Origin of the sequence: Pseudomonas xionganensis (assembly GCF_009763245.1) — a bacterium.
Lineage (GTDB): Bacteria > Pseudomonadota > Gammaproteobacteria > Pseudomonadales > Pseudomonadaceae > Aquipseudomonas > Aquipseudomonas xionganensis.
This window is the reverse complement of the sequence record NZ_WKJZ01000002.1, coordinates 271,082-288,992: the sequence shown is the minus strand read 5'-3', so window position 1 is coordinate 288,992 and position 17,911 is coordinate 271,082. Positions and strand designations below refer to the sequence as shown.

At 62.9% G+C, this 17,911-nt stretch carries 17 protein-coding genes; 7 read left to right on the top strand and 10 right to left on the bottom strand.

All coding sequences use genetic code 11. The features are described 5' to 3' along the window. The first annotated feature begins 120 nt into the window (after positions 1–120). Positions 121–1,809, top strand: a complete 1,689-nt coding sequence (fadD1, locus tag GJV18_RS13955) for a long-chain-fatty-acid--CoA ligase FadD1 (RefSeq protein WP_160346614.1) — start codon at positions 121–123, stop codon at positions 1,807–1,809. A gap of 305 nt (positions 1,810–2,114) precedes the next feature. On the opposite strand, the gene GJV18_RS13950 is transcribed toward fadD1, so the two are convergent. The 3 genes from GJV18_RS13950 to dapE form a co-directional block, all read right to left on the bottom strand. Then, positions 2,115–2,486, bottom strand: a complete 372-nt coding sequence (locus tag GJV18_RS13950; RefSeq protein ID WP_160346981.1) for a hypothetical protein — start codon at positions 2,484–2,486, stop codon at positions 2,115–2,117. Between the two features lie 2 nt (positions 2,487–2,488). Beyond that, complete coding sequence (locus tag GJV18_RS13945; protein WP_160346612.1) at positions 2,489–3,292, bottom strand: putative RNA methyltransferase; 804 nt, start codon at positions 3,290–3,292, stop codon at positions 2,489–2,491. Between the two features lie 146 nt (positions 3,293–3,438). Continuing rightward, a complete protein-coding gene (gene dapE, locus GJV18_RS13940; RefSeq protein ID WP_160346610.1) occupies positions 3,439–4,593 on the bottom strand; it encodes a succinyl-diaminopimelate desuccinylase in 1,155 nt (384 codons plus the stop codon). 158 nt (positions 4,594–4,751) lie between these two features. Here dapE and tcdA point away from each other — a divergent pair, with 158 nt between their 5' ends. Together tcdA and GJV18_RS13930 are read left to right on the top strand one after the other, a co-directional pair. Then, positions 4,752–5,561, top strand: coding sequence for a tRNA cyclic N6-threonylcarbamoyladenosine(37) synthase TcdA (gene tcdA, locus GJV18_RS13935; protein ID WP_160346608.1), 810 nt, complete (start codon positions 4,752–4,754; stop codon positions 5,559–5,561). A 112-nt stretch (positions 5,562–5,673) separates the two neighbouring features. Further along, entirely contained in the window at positions 5,674–6,453 is a 780-nt protein-coding gene (locus GJV18_RS13930; RefSeq protein WP_233280176.1) for a substrate-binding periplasmic protein, read from the top strand. Here the strand turns inward: GJV18_RS13930 and GJV18_RS13925 are convergent. From GJV18_RS13925 to map, 7 genes are all read right to left on the bottom strand, one after another. Beyond that, entirely contained in the window at positions 6,450–6,863 is a 414-nt protein-coding gene (locus tag GJV18_RS13925; protein ID WP_160346605.1) for a SufE family protein, read from the bottom strand. The two genes, GJV18_RS13930 and GJV18_RS13925, sit on opposite strands and share 4 nt — an antisense overlap. Beyond that, positions 6,860–8,065, bottom strand: a complete 1,206-nt coding sequence (locus GJV18_RS13920) for an aminotransferase class V-fold PLP-dependent enzyme (RefSeq protein ID WP_160346603.1) — start codon at positions 8,063–8,065, stop codon at positions 6,860–6,862. Before GJV18_RS13920 ends, GJV18_RS13925 begins: the two co-directional genes overlap by 4 nt. Before the next feature lie 168 nt (positions 8,066–8,233). Beyond that, complete coding sequence (gene dapD / locus GJV18_RS13915; RefSeq protein WP_160346601.1) at positions 8,234–9,268, bottom strand: 2,3,4,5-tetrahydropyridine-2,6-dicarboxylate N-succinyltransferase; 1,035 nt, start codon at positions 9,266–9,268, stop codon at positions 8,234–8,236. 3 nt (positions 9,269–9,271) lie between these two features. Next, complete coding sequence (locus GJV18_RS13910; protein ID WP_160346600.1) at positions 9,272–9,655, bottom strand: ArsC family reductase; 384 nt, start codon at positions 9,653–9,655, stop codon at positions 9,272–9,274. A 1-nt stretch (position 9,656) separates the two neighbouring features. Beyond that, positions 9,657–10,853 (bottom strand): succinyldiaminopimelate transaminase, encoded by a 1,197-nt coding sequence (gene dapC / locus GJV18_RS13905; protein WP_160346598.1) that lies wholly within the window; start codon positions 10,851–10,853, stop codon positions 9,657–9,659. Between the two features lie 41 nt (positions 10,854–10,894). Then, positions 10,895–13,597: a [protein-PII] uridylyltransferase gene (locus tag GJV18_RS13900; protein WP_160346595.1), complete on the bottom strand. Its 2,703-nt coding sequence runs from the start codon at positions 13,595–13,597 to the stop codon at positions 10,895–10,897. Between the two features lie 26 nt (positions 13,598–13,623). After that, positions 13,624–14,406, bottom strand: a complete 783-nt coding sequence (map, locus tag GJV18_RS13895) for a type I methionyl aminopeptidase (protein ID WP_160346593.1) — start codon at positions 14,404–14,406, stop codon at positions 13,624–13,626. A 276-nt stretch (positions 14,407–14,682) separates the two neighbouring features. Here map and rpsB point away from each other — a divergent pair, with 276 nt between their 5' ends. The 4 genes from rpsB (at position 14,683) to frr (ending at position 17,902) form a co-directional block, all read left to right on the top strand. Further along, a complete protein-coding gene (gene rpsB, locus GJV18_RS13890) occupies positions 14,683–15,426 on the top strand; it encodes a 30S ribosomal protein S2 (RefSeq protein ID WP_160346591.1) in 744 nt (247 codons plus the stop codon). A 132-nt stretch (positions 15,427–15,558) separates the two neighbouring features. Then, positions 15,559–16,422, top strand: a complete 864-nt coding sequence (gene tsf, locus GJV18_RS13885; protein WP_160346590.1) for a translation elongation factor Ts — start codon at positions 15,559–15,561, stop codon at positions 16,420–16,422. Positions 16,423–16,604: 182 nt separating this feature from the next. Continuing rightward, on the top strand, positions 16,605–17,348 hold the full coding sequence (pyrH, locus tag GJV18_RS13880) for a UMP kinase (protein WP_160346588.1): 744 nt from the start codon (positions 16,605–16,607) through the stop codon (positions 17,346–17,348). Next, complete coding sequence (gene frr, locus GJV18_RS13875; protein WP_160346586.1) at positions 17,345–17,902, top strand: ribosome recycling factor; 558 nt, start codon at positions 17,345–17,347, stop codon at positions 17,900–17,902. The genes pyrH and frr overlap by 4 nt, the downstream gene beginning before the upstream one ends. The last annotated feature ends 9 nt before the right edge of the window (positions 17,903–17,911 follow it).

Genomic DNA, 17,911 nt, shown 5'->3' with positions numbered 1-17,911 from the left:
GCAAAGCTGCTACTCTCGGCCGGCTTTTGGCCCCGTGCAGCGGGTCAAGAACGGGCACACCTACAATAAACAATCGCCTTGCGCGGTGAAGATCAAGCTGTTGCTGAAGGAGAGGGCTCCATGACCGAGAACTTTTGGAAGGATAAGTATCCTGCCGGGATCGCTTCCGAAATCAATCCTGACCAGTACCCGAATATCCAGGCGGTCCTGAAAGAATCCTGCCAGCGCTTTGCCGACAAGCCTGCGTTCAGCAACATGGGCAAGACCCTGACCTATCGCGAGGTCTACGAGCTGTCCGGGCACTTCGCCGCCTACCTGCAACAGCATACCGACCTGCAGCCGGGCGACCGCATCGCCGTGCAGCTGCCCAACGTCCTGCAATATCCAGTGGTGGTCTTCGGTGCCCTGCGTGCCGGTCTGGTGGTGGTCAACACCAACCCGCTGTACACCGCCCGGGAAATGGAACACCAGTTCAACGACTCCGGTGCCAAGGCCCTGGTCAGTCTGGCCAACATGGCCCACCTGGCCGAACAGGTGCTGCCGAAAACCGGAATCAAGACCGTCATCATCACCGAAGTCGGTGACATGCTGCCGCCGCTCAAGCGCCTGCTGGTCAACAGTGTGGTCAAGCATGTGAAGAAGATGGTGCCGGCCTACAACCTGCCCCAGGCCGTTAAATTGACCGCTGCCCTGGCCAAGGGCCGTGGTCAGGCGGTCAAGGAAGCCAGCCCGAGCAATGGCGATATCGCCGTGCTGCAGTACACCGGCGGCACCACCGGTGTGGCCAAGGGCGCCATGCTCACCCACCGCAACCTGATCGCCAACATGCTGCAGGTCAAGGCGCTGATGGGCGCCGAGATGAGCGAGGGCAGCGAGGTGCTGATCGCGCCGCTGCCGCTGTATCACATCTATGCCTTCACCTTCCATTGCATGGCCATGATGCTGATTGGCGGGCACAACGTGCTGATCACCAACCCGCGTGATCTGCCGGCGATGACCAAGGACCTGGCCAAGTACAAGTTCACCGGCTTTGTCGGCCTCAACACCCTGTTTGTCGCCCTGTGCAACAACGAGGACTTCCGCAAGCTGGACTTCTCCAGCCTGAAAGCCACCTTCTCCGGCGGCATGGCCCTGCAGCTGGCCACGGCCGAGCGCTGGAAGCAGGTGACCGGTTGCTCGATCTGCGAAGGCTTCGGCATGACCGAAACCAGCCCGGTGGCCTCGGTCAACCCGTTCCGCAATATCCAGATCGGCACCATCGGCATCCCGGTGCCCTCGACCCTGTGCAAGGTGATCGACGACGAGGGCGTCGAACAGCCACTGGGCGCCATTGGCGAACTGTGCGTCAAGGGCCCGCAGGTGATGAAGGGCTACTGGCAGCGCCAGGAAGCCACCGACGAAATCCTCGATGCCGATGGCTGGTTGAAGACCGGTGATATCGCGGTGATCCAGGAAGATGGCTATATGCGCATCGTCGACCGCAAGAAGGACATGATTCTGGTGTCCGGCTTCAACGTCTACCCGAACGAGCTGGAAGACGTGCTGGCCACCCTGCCGGGCGTGCTGCAGTGCGCTGCCATCGGTGTGCCGGACGAGAAGTCGGGTGAGGCGATCAAGATCTTCGTGGTGGTCAAGCCGGGCGAAACCCTGAGCAAAGAGCAGGTCATGGAGCATATGCGCGCCAACGTCACCGGCTACAAGGTGCCCAAGGCCGTGGAGTTCCGCGACGTGCTGCCGACCACCAACGTTGGCAAGATCCTGCGCCGCGAACTGCGCGACGAAGAGCTGAAGAAACTGGGCCACAAGTAACAGTCGCCCCGTTAAAACAAAACCCCGCCTAGGCGGGGTTTTTTGTGCTTATTTGAAAACCGGGTGTTGAAAACGTAGCGAGCGATGGCTAAGCAAGGCGGAAGTAGCCGAAAAGCGGAGTGTACGTCTGTACATGAGCATTTGATTCGCTGCGCTCACCCCTTTGGGGTCGTGAAAGCACGTTCAGCCTTCGGCTGTGAGGTTGCTTTACTCGCATCGCTCGTCCTTCGGATCAGCCTTCGGCTGTTACTCCCGTTGGTCGTTGCAACGCAGAATAGCCGAGCGCAGTAGTTTTCAGCGGTCGGTTAGCCGGTGCGCCAGGTGATTTCTTCTACCCCATCGGCGCTGATACGCATCCAGCGGTCGGCCTGCTCGTCGCTTTCCTCTTCCTGCCAGCCACCCGGTGCGCAGCGCACTTCCACATTGAGCGCGGCAAAGGCAGCCCGGGCGCAGGCCAGGTCGTCGGCCCAGGGAGTGGCATCGCTTTCCAGGTAGAGGCTGTGCCACTTGCCCACGGCCTTGGGGGTCCAGGTCACGGGGACGCCGCCGGCCGTGCACTTGTAGGTCTGGCCTTTCTGCTGCCAGGGCGTGCAACTGCCCAGGGCGCTGCTCAGCCAGTCGGCGATGGCCGGGTGTTCGGCATCCTTGAGGTAGATCTCGATATCCGGTTGGCGCATGGTCATAGTCTCTCGATCCAGTCATAGCGGATGGCTACGGTGACGCTCAGTGGCTCGGCGATTACCGCAGCGCGACGTTCGGCGCTGGCACGCCAGCCGTGGGGGGTCATGGCCAGCAGGTCGGCGCGGGCCTGTTCGCTGTCCAGTTGCAGGGTGAAAGTCAGGGTTTCACTGTAGGCCAGGCGCATACCTTCGGGGATCAGCTCCAGGTGCTTCTGATCATCGTAGTCGCGCACTTCGTCATACAGCTTTTGCCGAAGTTCCATCAGATGCTCACGGGTCGGGCCCATGCGCAGCAAACTGCCGCCGGGGGTGAGCAAGCGTTTGGCTTCCTGCCAGTCCAGCGGGCTGAACACGCTGGCCAGCAGGTTGCAGCTGGCGTCACCCAGTGGCACCCGGGCCATGCTTGCCACCAACCAGTTGAGCTGGGGGGCGCGCTTGCAGCCGCGTTTGATCGCCTCGCGGGAGATATCCAGGGCATAGCCGCAGGCATCGGGCAGGGCGTCGGCGATCTGCGCTGTGTAATAGCCCTCGCCACAGCCGATATCCAGCCAGGACCGCGGGCTGCGTTCGGCCGCCAGTTCGGCCAGACGCCGGGCCAGCGGCGCGTAGTGGCCGCCATCGAGAAAGCGTCGCCGCGCCTCGACCATGGCGGCATTATCGCCGGGGTCACGGCTGTTCTTGTGCTGCACCGGCAGCAGGTTCAGGTAACCCTGGCGCGCACGGTCGAAACGATGGTCGGCCGGGCAGACCACGCCATTGTCGGCGCTACTCAGCGCGCCCTGGCAGATGGGGCAGGTCAACATGCGAAAAATCCATTAATAGGCCGTCGCGAGCGTCCCGAGAGCAAGGCGGACGGAACGCAGCGACGAGACATATCGAATAGATAGGCGAGGAGCGAGTACCGCCCAACGCAGCTATCGGGGTGTATAGCAGGCATATTCATGGATTTTCATGCGAGCAGCTTGACCAGGGTCTGATAGTAAATCTCGGTCAGCAGGTCCAGATCGCTGGCCAGCACCCGCTCGTTGACCTGGTGAATGGTGGCGTTGACCGGGCCGAGTTCCACCACCTGGGTGCCCAGGGTGGCAATAAAGCGGCCATCCGAGGTGCCGCCGGTGGTCGAGGCTTGGGTGTCGCGACCGGTGACCTGTTTGATGCTGGCCGATACCGCATCGAGCAGCGCGCCCGGTTCGGTGAGAAACGGCAGGCCGGACAGCGCCCACTCCAGGTGGTAGTCCAGGCCGTGCTTGTCGAGGATGGCCTCGACGCGCTTCTGCAGGCCTTCGACGGTGGACTCGGTGGAGAAACGGAAGTTGAACACCGCCTGTAATTCGCCCGGAATCACGTTGGTGGCGCCGGTGCCGGCGTTCAGGTTGGAGACCTGGAAGCTGGTCGGCGGGAAGAAGGCGTTGCCGTCGTCCCAGTGCTCGGCGGCCAGTTCGGCCAGGGCCGGGGCGGCCAGGTGGATGGGGTTCTTGGCCAGGTGCGGGTAGGCCACATGACCCTGTACGCCGCGCACCGTCAGCTTGCAGCCGAGGGAGCCGCGGCGACCGTTCTTCACCACGTCGCCGACCAGGCTGGTGCTCGACGGCTCACCGACGATGCACCAGTCCAGGCGTTCGCCCCGGGCGCCCAGGCGCTCGATAACGGCCTTGGTGCCATGCTGGGCCGGGCCTTCCTCGTCGCTGGTGATCAGGAAGGCGATACGCCCCTTGTGGTTCGGGTGGTCGGCGACAAAACGCTCCACGGCGATGATCATCGAGGCCAGGCTGCCCTTCATATCGGCGGCACCGCGGCCGCAGAGCATGCCGTCCTCGTCGATCAGGGCGTTGAACGGCTGGTGCTGCCAGGCCTGCAGGGGGCCGGTGGGCACTACATCGGTATGGCCGGCGAAGCACAGCACCGGGCCCTGCTCCTGGCCGCGGCTGGCCCAGAAATTATCCACTTCCTCGATGCGCATGGGCTCCAGCTGGAAGCCGGCTGCCTCCAGGCGCCGCATCATCAGGGCCTGGCAGCCTTCGTCGAGGGGCGTGACGGAGGGGCGACGGATCAGGTCGCAGGCCAGTTCCAGGGTGGGGGACAGGGTCGGGGCGGGGGGGGTCATCGCAGCTCCAGGGGGCATCAGGCAAAGGCGCCTATCTTAACGTGGAAATCACTGCGTGATGAGGCTCCGTCGGCCAGTTTGTCGGGGACCGGGCGCGACGCTTGGGTGTGGCGCGGTGAGTTCCTATAATGCGCCGCCCAGTTTCCGAGAGAGCAGCCATGGCCTTCGATGCGCAACGTTTTGCCGGTATTGCCCGCCTGTACGGGGTGACGGGCGCCGAACGCCTGGCCGCAGCCCATGTGGCGGTGGTGGGGATTGGCGGGGTGGGCAGCTGGGCGGCCGAGGCCCTGGCCCGCAGCGGGGTGGGGGAAATATCCCTGTTTGACCTGGACGATGTCTGCATCAGCAACAGCAATCGTCAGCTGCATGCCCTGGACGGTACGGTGGGGCAACCCAAGGTGGAGGTCATGGCAGCGCGCATCCGCGCCATCAACCCGGCCTGTGTGGTGCACGCCGTGGCGGATTTCGTCACCCGCGAGAGCATGGCCGAATACATCACCGAGCAGCTCGACGGGGTGCTCGACTGCATCGACAGCGTGGCGGCCAAGGCGGCGCTGATCGCCTGGTGCAAGCGGCGCAAGATCGCCATCATCACCACCGGTGGCGCTGGCGGGCAGATCGATCCGACCCAGATCCAGGTCGCCGACCTCAACAAGACCTTCAACGACCCCCTGGCGGCCAAGGTGCGCAGCACCCTGCGCCGCGACTACCAGTTCTCCCGCACGCCGGGGCGCAACTACAGCGTGCCTTGCGTGTTCTCCACCGAGCAGCTGCGCTATCCGGATGCCAGTGGCGGCGTGTGCCTGAGCAAGGGCTTTGTCGGGGAAGGGGTCAAGCTCGACTGCGCCGGCGGCTTTGGTGCGGTGACCATGGTTACCGCCAGTTTCGGCATGGTGGCGGCGGCGCGCATGGTGGACAAACTGGTGGCCGGGGCGCGGCGTCCAGCGGAACGTCTGTCGGCTGGCTGATGCAGCCGGGCCAGCTTTGACTAGGCTCAAGTGGCAAGGCGTCTGTTGTGTGGGGCGCCGGCCTTTCTTCTGCGAGTCGAGGTGAGCCCCCTCCATGCGCTGGTGTCCGAGATTGAGCCTGCTGTTGCGCTGCCTGCTGCTGGCGCTGCTGAGTACGAGCGTTCAGGCGGGGGACAGGGTGGTGCGGGTCGGTACCGGTGACTGGGTGCCCTATCTGGATCAGCATCAGGCCGATGGCGGCGCTCTGGGCCGCCTGGTGCAGGCAGTCTTTCAGGCGGCCGGCTATCGGGTCGAGATTCTCTTTCACCCCTGGGATCGCAATCTGTTGCTATTGCAGCAGGGCAGTCTGGATGCGGTGATGCCTTACAGCTGCAATGAGGCACGTCGACAGATCAGCCAGTGCAGTGATGAGGTGCTGCGCGGCGAGGTGGTGCTGTTTCATCGGGTTGACAAGCCCTTTGACTGGCAGCAGCTGGAGGATCTGCGGGCCTTTCGCATTGGCAGCAACCTGGGTTACTCCTATGGGCCGCAATTTGATGCGGCGGTGCAGGCTGGTGCGTTACAGGTGCAGCAGGCCAGCAAGGAAGAAACCAATTTCCGTCTCTTGCTGCTTGGCCGCATCGATCTCCATCCCCAGGATCGGGCGGTGGGCTATGCCATGTTGCGCCGGCTGTTTTCTGCCGATGAGCAGGCGTTGATCACCCACCACCCTCGGGAGTTGAATCGCGAGCCTCTGCATCTGCTATTTCGCAAGTACGATGACAGGGGGCGCCGGCTGATGGCGCTGTTCAACCAGGGGGTGCAGCGCCTGGCCGCCAGTGGCGAGCTGCAGGCTCTGCAGCAGGCGCTCTATTCCGGGCGTGCCGATAGCTGGATCCCGCAGCAGCCTTAGCCTTCTGTCTGAATCAGCTGGCGCATCCGCTGCAGCACGGCCTGCAGGCCATTGCTGCGCGAGGGCGTGAGCTGGCGAGCCAGGCCCAGCTGGCTGAACCAGTCATGCAGATCGACGGATGTTAGCTCGCTGGCCTTCAGACCGTTGACCCGGGCCAGCAGCACGGCCAGCAGGCCCCGCAGCAGGCGGGCATCGCTATTGGCACGAAACTTCCAGCTCTCGCCCTGTCGTTCGGCCAGCAGCCACACCTGGCTTTCGCAGCCATGTACGCGGTTGGCCTCACAGCATTCGGCCTCGCTCAGGGTTGGCAGTTGCTGGCCCCATTGCAGCAGCAGGCGGGCGCGCTGTTCCCAGCCGGGGCAGGCCGTGAAGGCCTCCAGGGCCTGCTCGGCGGCGGCTGGCAGCTTCATCGCAGCAGCTCCAGGGCCTGATCCAGGGCGTCAAAGAAATGCGTCAGGTCCTCGCCATCGTTGTACAGCCCAAGGGACACGCGAATGGCCCCGGACAATCCCAGACTTTTCAGCAGCGGCATGGCGCAGTGATGCCCGGCACGTACGGCGATGCCCTGTTCGGTCAGCAGATGGGCCAGGTCGGCGTTATGGATGCCGTCGATGGTAAAACTGGCCAGGGCCAGCTGTGGTTGGCCCAGCAGGCGGACACCTTGGCGAGCGGCCAGCCCCGCCAACAGCTCGGCATGCAGCGTGGCTTCATGCTGCGTCACTGCAGCCTGGTTCTGGGCGCTGAGCCAGTCCAGCGCTGCACCCAAAGCGATCACCGCGGACACCGGCGGGGTGCCGGCCTCGAAGCCCAGGGGCGCGGGGCGGAAGCGGGCGCTCTGGTAATCGGCGTCCAGCACCATCTCGCCGCCGAACTGCCAGTGACGCAGCTGCGCCAGGGCCTGGTTGCGGCCATACAGCAGGCCGACGCCATCCGGGCCATAAAGCTTGTGCCCGGAGCAGACATAGAAATCGCAACCCAGGGCCTGCATATCCGGGCGGCCATGCACCGCGCCCTGGGCACCGTCCACCACGCTGAGGGCGCCGTGGGTGCGGGCCATGGCCAGCAGTTCGCGCAGCGGCTGCCAGCGGCCGAGCACATTGGACAGCTGCGACAGCGCCAGCAGGCGGGTGCGCGGGCCGATCAGCTGGGCGGCGTGGGCCAGATCGATACTGCCTGCAGCGTCCAGTGGCAGCACCACCAGCTTCAGCCCACGACGTAGGGCCAGCTGCTGCCAGGGCAGCAGGTTGGCGTGGTGCTCCAGAGCGCTGATAACGATCTCATCGCCGGGTTGCAGCAAGTGCTCAAGGCTGTAAGCCAGAAGATTGAGGGCTTCGGTTGAGCCCCGGGTAAAGAGAATTTCCTCGCGGCTGGCGGCATTCAGCCAGGTCGCCGCCTTGTCTCGGGTGGCCTCGAAGGCACGGGTGGCACGTTCGCCCGGCAGATGCTGGGCGCGGTGCACATTGGCGGCGCCGCCGGCCAGGTAGCCGAGCAGGGCGTCCAGCACCGCCTGGGGTTTCTGCGCGGTGGCGGCGCTGTCCAGGTAAGTCTGGCCTTCGGCGGCGAGGGCCAGAATGCCGGGGAAGTCGGCACGCCAGGGGGAAATCAGCGACATGGATATTTCCAGAGATTATCTGGCGGTTAAAAGTTGGGTTTAGCGCGTTGCGAGCGAAGCTCAGACAAGGCGCAATAAGGCGAGGACGCGGAGTTTACTGATGTAAATGAGCGTCCGAGCCTTATTGCAACGCAGTATGGGCGAGCGCAGCCGCGCTAAACCAACTTTTTAGTTGTGGGCGTGCAGGGCTTCGTTAAGCTCAATAGCCGACTTGTGGGTCTTGCACTCCACGGCGCCGGTCTGCGAGTTGCGACGGAACAGCAGGTCCGGCTGGCCGGCCAGCTCGCGGGCCTTGACCTGCTTGACCAGTTCGCCCTTGTCATCGAGCAGCACCACCTTGGTGCCGGCGGTGACATACAGGCCCGATTCCACGGTGTTGCGGTCGCCCAGGGGGATGCCGATACCGGCGTTGGCGCCGATCAGGCAGCCTTCGCCGACGGAAATGACGATATTGCCGCCACCGGACAGGGTGCCCATGGTCGAGCAGCCACCGCCCAGGTCGGAACCCTTGCCGACGAATACGCCAGCCGAGACGCGGCCTTCGATCATGCCCGGGCCTGCGGTACCGGCGTTGAAGTTGACAAAGCCCTCATGCATGACCGTGGTGCCTTCACCGATATAGGCACCCAGGCGGATGCGCGCGCTGTCGGCGATACGCACGCCGCTCGGCACCACGTAGTCGGTCATCTTGGGGAACTTGTCCACGGAGAACACTTCCAGCAGCTCGCCCTTCAGGCGGGCTTCCAGTTGACGCTCGGCCAGCTCGGCCAGGTCGATGGCGCCGCTGCTGGTCCAGGCCACGTTGGGCAGCAGGGGGAAGATGCCGGTCAGGTTCAGGCCATGGGGCTTGACCAGGCGGTGCGACAGCAGGTGCAGCTTGAGGTAGGCCTCGGGGGTGCTGGTCAGCGCCGCGTCTTCCTGGATAAAGGTGGCCACCAGCGGGTTGTGGCTTTCGGCCAGGCGGGTCAGCAGGGCGGCCTGGGTGGTGTCCAGGCCTTTCATGGCGTCGGCCAGTTCGCCGGCCTGGGCACTGGTAAAGGCAATGGCCTGGTTGCCGCCCTGGTAGCCGAGAATGGCAGCGGCCTTGTCGCTCAGCTCGATGCTGGGGTTGAGCAGGGGTTGGGCGTAGAAGACTTCCAGCCAGTTGCCCTGGCGATTCTGGGTGCCGACGCCGAAGGCGATGCTGAAGAGTTGGGTGCTCATAGGTTAAGTCCTTGCAACGAAATCGAGTAAGTAAGGGGGGCAAGCCAGTTCGGCGGCGTAGCGCTCGGGCTTGAAACCGATCAGGGTCTTGTTGCCGAGATCCAGCACCGGGCGTTTGATCATCGACGGTTGGGCGAGCATCAGTTCGATGGCCTTGGCTTGGTCAAGGTCGGCCTTCTGTTCATCGCTCAGCTTGCGGAAGGTGGTGCCGGCACGGTTGAGGACGGTTTCCCAGCCATGCTCGTCGCACCACTTCTGCAGGTTGCCGCGGTCGATGCCGCAGGCTTTGTAGTCATGAAAGGCGTAGCTTACCCCGTGCTCGTCGAGCCAGGTGCGGGCTTTTTTCATGGTGTCGCAGGCTTTGATGCCAAACAGGGTCTTGCTCATCTTAAAGTCCCTTCACAAAGTCGCGGATACGTTCGGCGGCCGCAACGCACTCGGCCAGGGGCGCAACCAGGGCCATGCGCACGCGATTGGCGCCGGGGTTGGTGCCGTTGACCTCGCGCGACAGGTAGGAACCTGGCACCACGGTGACATGCTGGCGGGCGAACAGCTCGCGGGTAAAGCGTTCATCCTCTACCGGGGTTTTCGCCCACAGGTAGAAACCACCGTCGGGGCGCTGCACATCCAGTACGCCGTCGAGAATGGCCAGCACGGCATCGAACTTCTCGCGGTACAGGTCGCGGTTGGCGCGCACATGGGCCTCGTCGTTCCAGGCGGCCACGCTGGCCAGCTGGGTCTGCACCGGCATGGCGCAACCGTGGTAGGTGCGGTAGAGCAAAAAGGCCTTGAGGATATCGGCATCGCCGGCGACAAAGCCCGAGCGCAGGCCCGGCAGGTTGGAGCGCTTGGACAGGCTATGGAACACCACGCAGCGCTTGAAATCATGCCGGCCCAGTTCGGCGCAGGCCGTCAGCAGGCCGGCCGGCGGGTTGGCCTCGTCGAAATACAGTTCGCTGTAGCACTCATCGGCGGCGATCACGAAGTCGAATTTATCGGCCAGGGCGATCAGCTTCTTCAGGGTTTCAAGCGGGACCAGGGCGCCGGTGGGGTTGCCCGGTGAGCAGAGAAAGAGGATCTGGCAGCGTTGCCAGACTTCATCACCGACCGCGTCGAAATCCGGGTTGAAGCCATGCTCTTCCAGGCACGGCAGGTAGTGCGGCTGGGCGCCGGCGAGCAGGGCCGCCCCCTCGTAGATCTGGTAGAAGGGGTTGGGGCTGACCACCAGACCGTCGATGTCCCGTTGCACCACGGCCTGGGTAAAGGCAAACAGGGCCTCGCGGGTGCCATTGACCGGCAGCACATGGCGCGCCGCATCCAGCACCCCTGCAGGCAGACCGAAACGACGCTGGCACCAGTTGGCGATGGCTTCGCGCAGTGCGGGCAGGCCCAGGGTGGTGGGGTAGACGGCCAGCTGATCGAGGTTGTCGGCCAGGGCCTGGGCGACAAAATCAGGGGATTTATGTTTTGGCTCACCGATGGACAGGGCAATGGGGCTCTTGTCCGCGGCGGGCGTCACGCCGCCAAGTAGGGCGCGGAGCTTCTCGAAGGGGTAGGGCTGTAACTGCTGCAGGGCCTGGTTCATCTGGTTTCCTGTTACGGGCGGGCGGTGCTGGGCGCTCGCGATCAAAATACGATGGGCTTGTGCTCGGTCTGCGGGCTGTTGGCGTCGGACAGCTGGGAGACGATGGCCTGCTGCAGGCGGGCACAGAGTTCAGGGTCGGACAACGGCTGGCCCTCGGCGTCGGTGACGAAGAACACGTCTTCCACCCGCTCGCCCAGGGTGGCGATCTTGGCGTTCTGCAGCGACAGGTCGAAGTCGAGGAAGATGCGTCCGATCCGCGCCAGCAGGCCAGGGCGATCCGGGGCGGTCAGTTCGAGAATGGTCACCGGACGCTGGGCGTCGTTGTGGATGCTCAGCTGTGGCGCGAAGGCAAAATGCTTGAGCTGGCGCGGCACCCGGCGCTGGATGATGGCCGGATACTCGTCCGGGTTTTTCAGCGCGTCGATCAGGCCCTTGCGAATCTGCTCGATACGGGTCGGATTGTTGCCAATGGAGCCGCCTTCGCCTTCCAGCACGATATAGGTGTCCAGAGTGAACTGGCTGGTGGAGGTGAGAATCCGCGCATCGTGAATGTTCAGGTTGAGCTGGGCCATGGCGGCCACGGTCACGGCGAAGAAGTCGTGCTGGTCCGGGGCATAGATGAATATCTGGGTGCCACCCTCGAATTCGCGCTGAGTGGTTTCCTTGATCAGCACCAGGGGCTCGCCGTCATGGGGATGCCGGAGAATCGCTTCGCTGTGCCAGGCCACGTCGGAGGCCGGGTGGCGCAGGAAGTAGTCGTCGCCCAGTTGTGACCAGAGCAGCTCGGCCCGGTCGGTGTCCACGCCGTGCTCTTCGAGAATCTCCAGGGCAGCGTCCTGGGTCAGGCGGATCTGTTCTTCGCGGTCCAGGGGATTTTCCAGGCCGCGGCGCAGGGCACGCTTGGTCTCGGTGTAGAGCTGGCGCAGCAGGCTGGCACGCCAGGAGTTCCACAGGCTGGGGTTGGTGGCGTTGATATCGGCCACGGTCAGCACATAGAGGTAGTCCAGGCGGGTCTGGTCGCCTACCAGGCGGGCGAAGTCGAAGATCACCTGGGGATCGGAGAGGTCCTTGCGCTGGGCCGTGGTCGACATCACCAGATGGTTTTGCACCAGCCAGACGATCAGCTTGGAGTCCCAGCTGGGCAGCTGGTGCCGGGCGCAGAAGGCTTCGGCATCCACCGCGCCCAGTTCCGAGTGATCACCGCCGCGGCCCTTGCCGATGTCGTGGTAGAGCCCGGCCAGGTAGATCAGCTCGGGCTTGGGCAGGCTGTCGATCAGTTCGGCGGCCAGGGGGAATTTCTCCGCCAGCTCCGGCCACTTGAACTTGCGCAGGTGCTTTATCAGGTTGAGGGTGTGGGCGTCCACGGTATAGATGTGGAACAGGTCGTGCTGCATCTGCCCGACGATATGGCCGAATTCCGGCAGGTAGCGGCCGAGGATGCCGTAGCGGTTCATCCGGCGCAGGTTGCGGTGGATGCCCTGGGAGCTTTTGAACAGCTCGATAAACAGGCTGGTGTTGCGAATGTCGCGGCGAAACTCGTCGTCGATCAGGTGCCGGTGCTCGCGCAGCAGGCGGATGCTGTCGGCGCGCATGCCACGGATGTCCGGGTTGTGGGCCATCAGCACGAAGACTTCGAGAATGGCGAAAGGGGTGCGTTTGAAGACGCTGGGGTGGGTGACCTCCATAAAACCGTCACGCAGCTGGAAGCGGCTGTTGATCGGCGTTGCCGGGCCGTACTCACCGTCGCGCAGAATGACTTCGCCGAAGTGCTGGGTGATCAGGTCCGACAGCTCGGCCACGCCCATCACCACCCGGTAGTACTTCTGCATAAAGCGTTCGATGGCGCGCTTGTTGTCGCCATCTTCGAAGCCGAGCAGGGCGGCGACCTTGCTCTGGTAGTCAAACAGCAAACGATCTTCGGCTCGCCCGGCGAGCATGTGCAGGGCGTAGCGCACCTTCCACAGGAACTCCTGGTTCTTGGCCAGCAGGCTCTGTTCGCTTTCCGGCAGCACGCCGGCCTGCACCATGTCCTGCAGGGTCAGGGTGTTGAAGTGGCGGCGGGCAATCCAGAGGATGGTCTGGATATCGCGCAGGCCGCCTGGGGAGCCTTTGACGTTGGGCTCCAGGTTGTATTCGGTGTCGTTGTACTTGGCGTGACGGGCCCGTTGCTCACGGCGTTTGGCCTGGAAAAACTGCTTGCTCGGCCACAGCTGATCGGTGCCGGTAATGCTCTGCATGCGTTGGCGCAGGCTTTCCGGGCCGGCGATGGTGCGGCTTTCCATCAGGTTGGTGACCACCGTCAGGTCGGCGCGGGCCTCCTCGGCGCATTCAGCAATCGAGCGTACGCTCTGGCCCACTTCCAGGCCAATGTCCCAGAGCAGGGTGAGAAAGCGCTCGATGGGGTCGCGAAAGCGTTCGTGGTCGTCGCTGCTCAGCAGGATCAGCAGGTCGATATCCGAGTGCGGGTGCAGTTCGCCGCGGCCGTAGCCGCCCACGGCCAGCAGGGCGATTTCACCGTGCTCGTCCCAGTCCAGGCGCTCCCAGGCATCGCGCAGGATCTGGTCGACAAACCAGGCGCGGTCCTCGATCAGGCGGCGAATATCGGCGCCGGCACGGAAGCGGCTGTCCAGTACCTCCTGGGCGCGACGAATAACCTTCTTGAACGCGGCAATGGGGCTGGCCTTGAGGGCCAGCTCCGCCTGGAACTGGCCGCGATCGAACAGCTCGCTATCTACCTGGGGCATGGGCAGCCTTTCTATATGAAGCGGGATCAGGCCGAGGTGCGCGGGATGCTGTCATCGCTGCGCAGGGTAAAGATCTCATAACCATCGGCGGTGACCAGCAGGGTGTGCTCCCACTGGGCCGAGAGTTTGCGGTCCTTGGTGATGGCGGTCCAGCCGTCGCCGAGCAGGCGGGTTTCCGCGCGGCCCTGGTTGATCATCGGCTCGATGGTGAAGGTCATGCCTTCCTTGAGCTCCATGCCGGTGCCGGCGCGGCCGTAGTGCAGCACCTGGGGTTCTTCGTGGAATACCGCGCCAATGCCGTGGCCGCAGTATTCGCGTACCACGGAGAAACCGTTCTTCTCGGCGTGCTTCTGGATCGCTTCGCCGATATCGCCCAGGCGCGCACCGGGCTTGACCAGCTCGATACCTTTATACATGCACTCCTGGGTGACCTTGATCAGGCGCTCGGCCCATTCCGGTACCTTGCCCACCACGAACATCTTGCTGGTGTCGCCGTGGTAGCCATCCTTGATCACGGTGATGTCGATATTGACGATATCGCCATCCTTGAGCGGCTTGTCATTGGGGATGCCATGACACACCACGTGGTTGACCGAGGTGCAGATGGACTTGGGAAAACCCTTGTAGTTGAGCGGGGCGGGGATGGCCTGCTGCACGTTGACAATATAGTCGTGACAGATGCGGTCCAGTTCTTCGGTGGTAACCCCGGGCTTGACGTGTTCGCCGATCATCTCCAGCACTTCGGCAGCCAGACGGCCGGCCACGCGCATTTTCTCGATTTCTGCGGGGGATTTGAGGGTGACGGTCATATGCAGCTCTCGGGCGCGAACGGGGAAGGGCAACATCTTAACAGCTTCAAGGCACCCACCATAAGCCGCACGTGGGTGTGCCGACGCTTTGCTGTTTGAGGCTTGTAGCTTGCGGCTGCTTTCTGTGGTATAAAACGCGCCGCTTTGCGGGCTGTGCGCCCGAAAGCCTTAAACCCACACACGTATCGACACGGTTTCCTGGGTGCCTGGCGACAAGTTCGCGGGGTTGGAAGCTGGGATACGTGGAGGCCTAACCCGACTTATCAAGGAACTATCATGTCCCAAGTCAATATGCGCGATATGCTGAAGGCCGGTGTGCACTTCGGCCACCAGACCCGTTACTGGAACCCGAAAATGGGCAAGTACATTTTCGGTGCGCGTAACAAGATTCACATCATCAACCTGGAAAAGACCCTGCCGATGTTCAACGACGCCCTGTCGTTCGTTGAAAAGCTGGCCGCTGGCAAGAACAAGATCCTGTTCGTCGGCACCAAGCGTTCCGCTGGCAAGATCGTTGCTGAAGAAGCCGCACGCTGCGCTTCGCCGTACGTCGATCATCGCTGGTTGGGCGGCATGCTGACCAACTACAAGACCATCCGTGCTTCCATCAAGCGCCTGCGTGACCTGGAAACCCAGTCCCAGGATGGTACTTTCGACAAGCTGACCAAGAAAGAAGCGCTGATGCGTCGTCGCGATCTGGAAAAGCTTGAGCGCAGCCTGGGCGGTATCAAGGACATGGGCGGTCTGCCGGACGCGCTGTTCGTGATCGACGTCGACCACGAGCGCATCGCCATCACCGAAGCCAACAAGCTGGGTATCCCGGTCATCGGCGTGGTCGATACCAACAGCAGCCCGGAAGGCGTTGACTACATCATCCCGGGCAACGATGACGCCATTCGCGCCATCCAGCTGTACATGGGTGCCATGGCTGACGCCGTGATTCGTGGTCGTAGCAATGGCGCTGGTGGCACTGACGAGTTCGTCGAGCAGGCCCCGGCTGCTGAAGCGGCACAAGGCTAATCGGTAACTTTAGTTATCTAGCGTTAGTCGCTGCGCAAGAAGGGGGCTAGGCCCCCTTTTTGCCACTCACAGAATTTATCGCCCGCTCAGGTGGGTGGATTGGTTGAAAGCCGATACAAGAGGATTTGCAAAATGGCAGAGATTACTGCAGCCCTGGTTAAAGAACTGCGCGAGCGTACTGGCCAAGGCATGATGGAGTGCAAGAAGGCTCTGGTTGCCGCCGGTGGCGACATCGAGAAGGCCATTGACGATATGCGCGCCTCCGGTGCCATCAAGGCTGCCAAGAAGGCTGGCAACATCGCCGCCGAAGGTTCCATCGCCGTTCGCGTCGAAGGTGGCCGTGGTCTGATCATCGAAGTCAACTCGCAGACCGACTTCCTGGCTCTGCAGGATGACTTCAAGGCGTTCGTAAAAGAGAGCCTGGATGAAGCCTTCGAACAGAACCTGAGCGAAGCCGCTCCGCTGATCGCCTCCCGCGAATCCGCCCGTGAAGCCCTGGTGGCCAAGTGCGGTGAGAACGTCAACATCCGTCGTCTGACCGCTGTGACTGGCGACACCGTGGGTGCCTACCTGCACGGCCACCGCATCGGTGTACTGGTTGTGCTCAAGGGCGGCAACGACGAACTGGCCAAGCACGTTGCCATGCACGTTGCTGCTTCCAACCCGGCCGTTGTTTCCCCGGACCAGGTTTCCGAAGAGCTGGTTGCCAAGGAAAAGGAAATCTTCCTGCAGCTGAATGCTGAGAAGATCGCCGGCAAGCCGGAAAATATCGTGGAAAACATGGTCAAGGGCCGTATCGCCAAGTTCCTGGCCGAAGCCAGCCTGGTCGAGCAAGCCTTTATCATGGACCCGGAAGTCAAGGTCGGTGAGCTGGTGAAGAAAGCCGGTGCCGAAATCGTTTCCTTCGTACGTTACGAAGTGGGTGAGGGCATCGAAAAGGCCGAGACCGACTTCGCTGCCGAAGTAGCTGCTCAGGTTGCTGCCAGCAAGCAGTAATTGAGTGCTAGGCTAGTTGCCCCAAAGAGGCTGCCCGCTTGCGCGTGCGGCCTCTTTGCCGAATAAAGGGGTAACAATGCAGTGGACCTGCTGTCTGCTGTACGGCTGCCTTGGGGTGGCCCGTTCAACGCAGTCGGCCGTTAGCCGGCAAAGAATTCAAATCGCCGCAGGAGAGACTCGCAATGGCTCAGCAGATGAGTGGTCGTCAACCGCGCTACAAGCGCATTCTGCTCAAACTCAGCGGCGAGGCCCTGATGGGCTCGGAAGACTTCGGCATCGATCCCAAGGTGCTTGATCGCATGGCCCTGGAAGTTGGGCAGCTGGTCGGTATCGGTGTGCAGGTCGGCCTGGTAATCGGCGGCGGCAACCTGTTCCGTGGCGCGGCCCTGAGTGCGGCCGGCATGGACCGGGTCACGGGCGATCATATGGGCATGCTGGCCACGGTAATGAACGCCCTGGCCATGCGCGACGCGCTTGAGCGCTCGAATATTCCGGCCATCGTCATGTCGGCGATCTCCATGGTTGGCGTGACCGATCACTACGACCGCCGCAAGGCCATGCGCCATCTGAAAACCGGTGAGGTGGTGATTTTCGCCGCCGGTACCGGTAATCCCTTCTTCACCACCGACTCTGCGGCCTGCCTGCGCGCCATCGAAATCGATGCCGATGTGGTGCTCAAGGCCACCAAGGTCGATGGTGTGTACACCGCCGATCCGTTCAAGGATCCCCATGCCGAGAAATTCGAGCGTCTGACCTATGACGAAGTGCTCGACCGCAAGCTGGGTGTTATGGATCTGACGGCCATCTGCCTGTGCCGTGACCATAATATGCCGCTGCGGGTTTTCAATATGAACAAGCCGGGTGCCCTGCTCAATGTGGTGGTGGGTGGCGCCGAAGGCACTCTGATTGAGGAAGACAAGCAATGATCAACGAGATCAAGAAAGACGCCCAGACCCGTATGCAGAAGAGCCTGGAGTCCCTGGCCCATGCCTTCAGCCGTATCCGTACCGGTCAGGCCCATCCGAGCATTCTGGCGGGTGTGATGGTGCCCTATTACGGCGCCGATACTCCGATCAATCAGGTGGCCAACGTCACCGTCAAGGATTCGCGCACCCTGCAGGTGGTGGCCTTCGAGCGCAATATGCTGGCGGCGGTGGACAAGGCGATCCAGAGCTCTGGCCTGGGCTTTAACCCGACCAACCTGGGTGAGCTGTTGCTGGTGACCATGCCGGCGCTGACCGAGGAAACCCGCAAGGGCTTTACCAAGCAGGCCCGTGATGCCGCCGAAGATGCCCGCGTGGCCGTGCGCAATATTCGCCGCGACGCCATGAGTCAGCTCAAGGAGCTGGTCAAGGAAAAGGAAATCAGCGAAGACGAAGAGCGCCGTGCAGCTGACGAGGTGCAGAAGCTGACCGACAAGTTCGTGGCTGAAATCGACGTGGCGATGAAGCAGAAAGAAGCGGATCTGATGGCCGTTTAACGGCCAGGA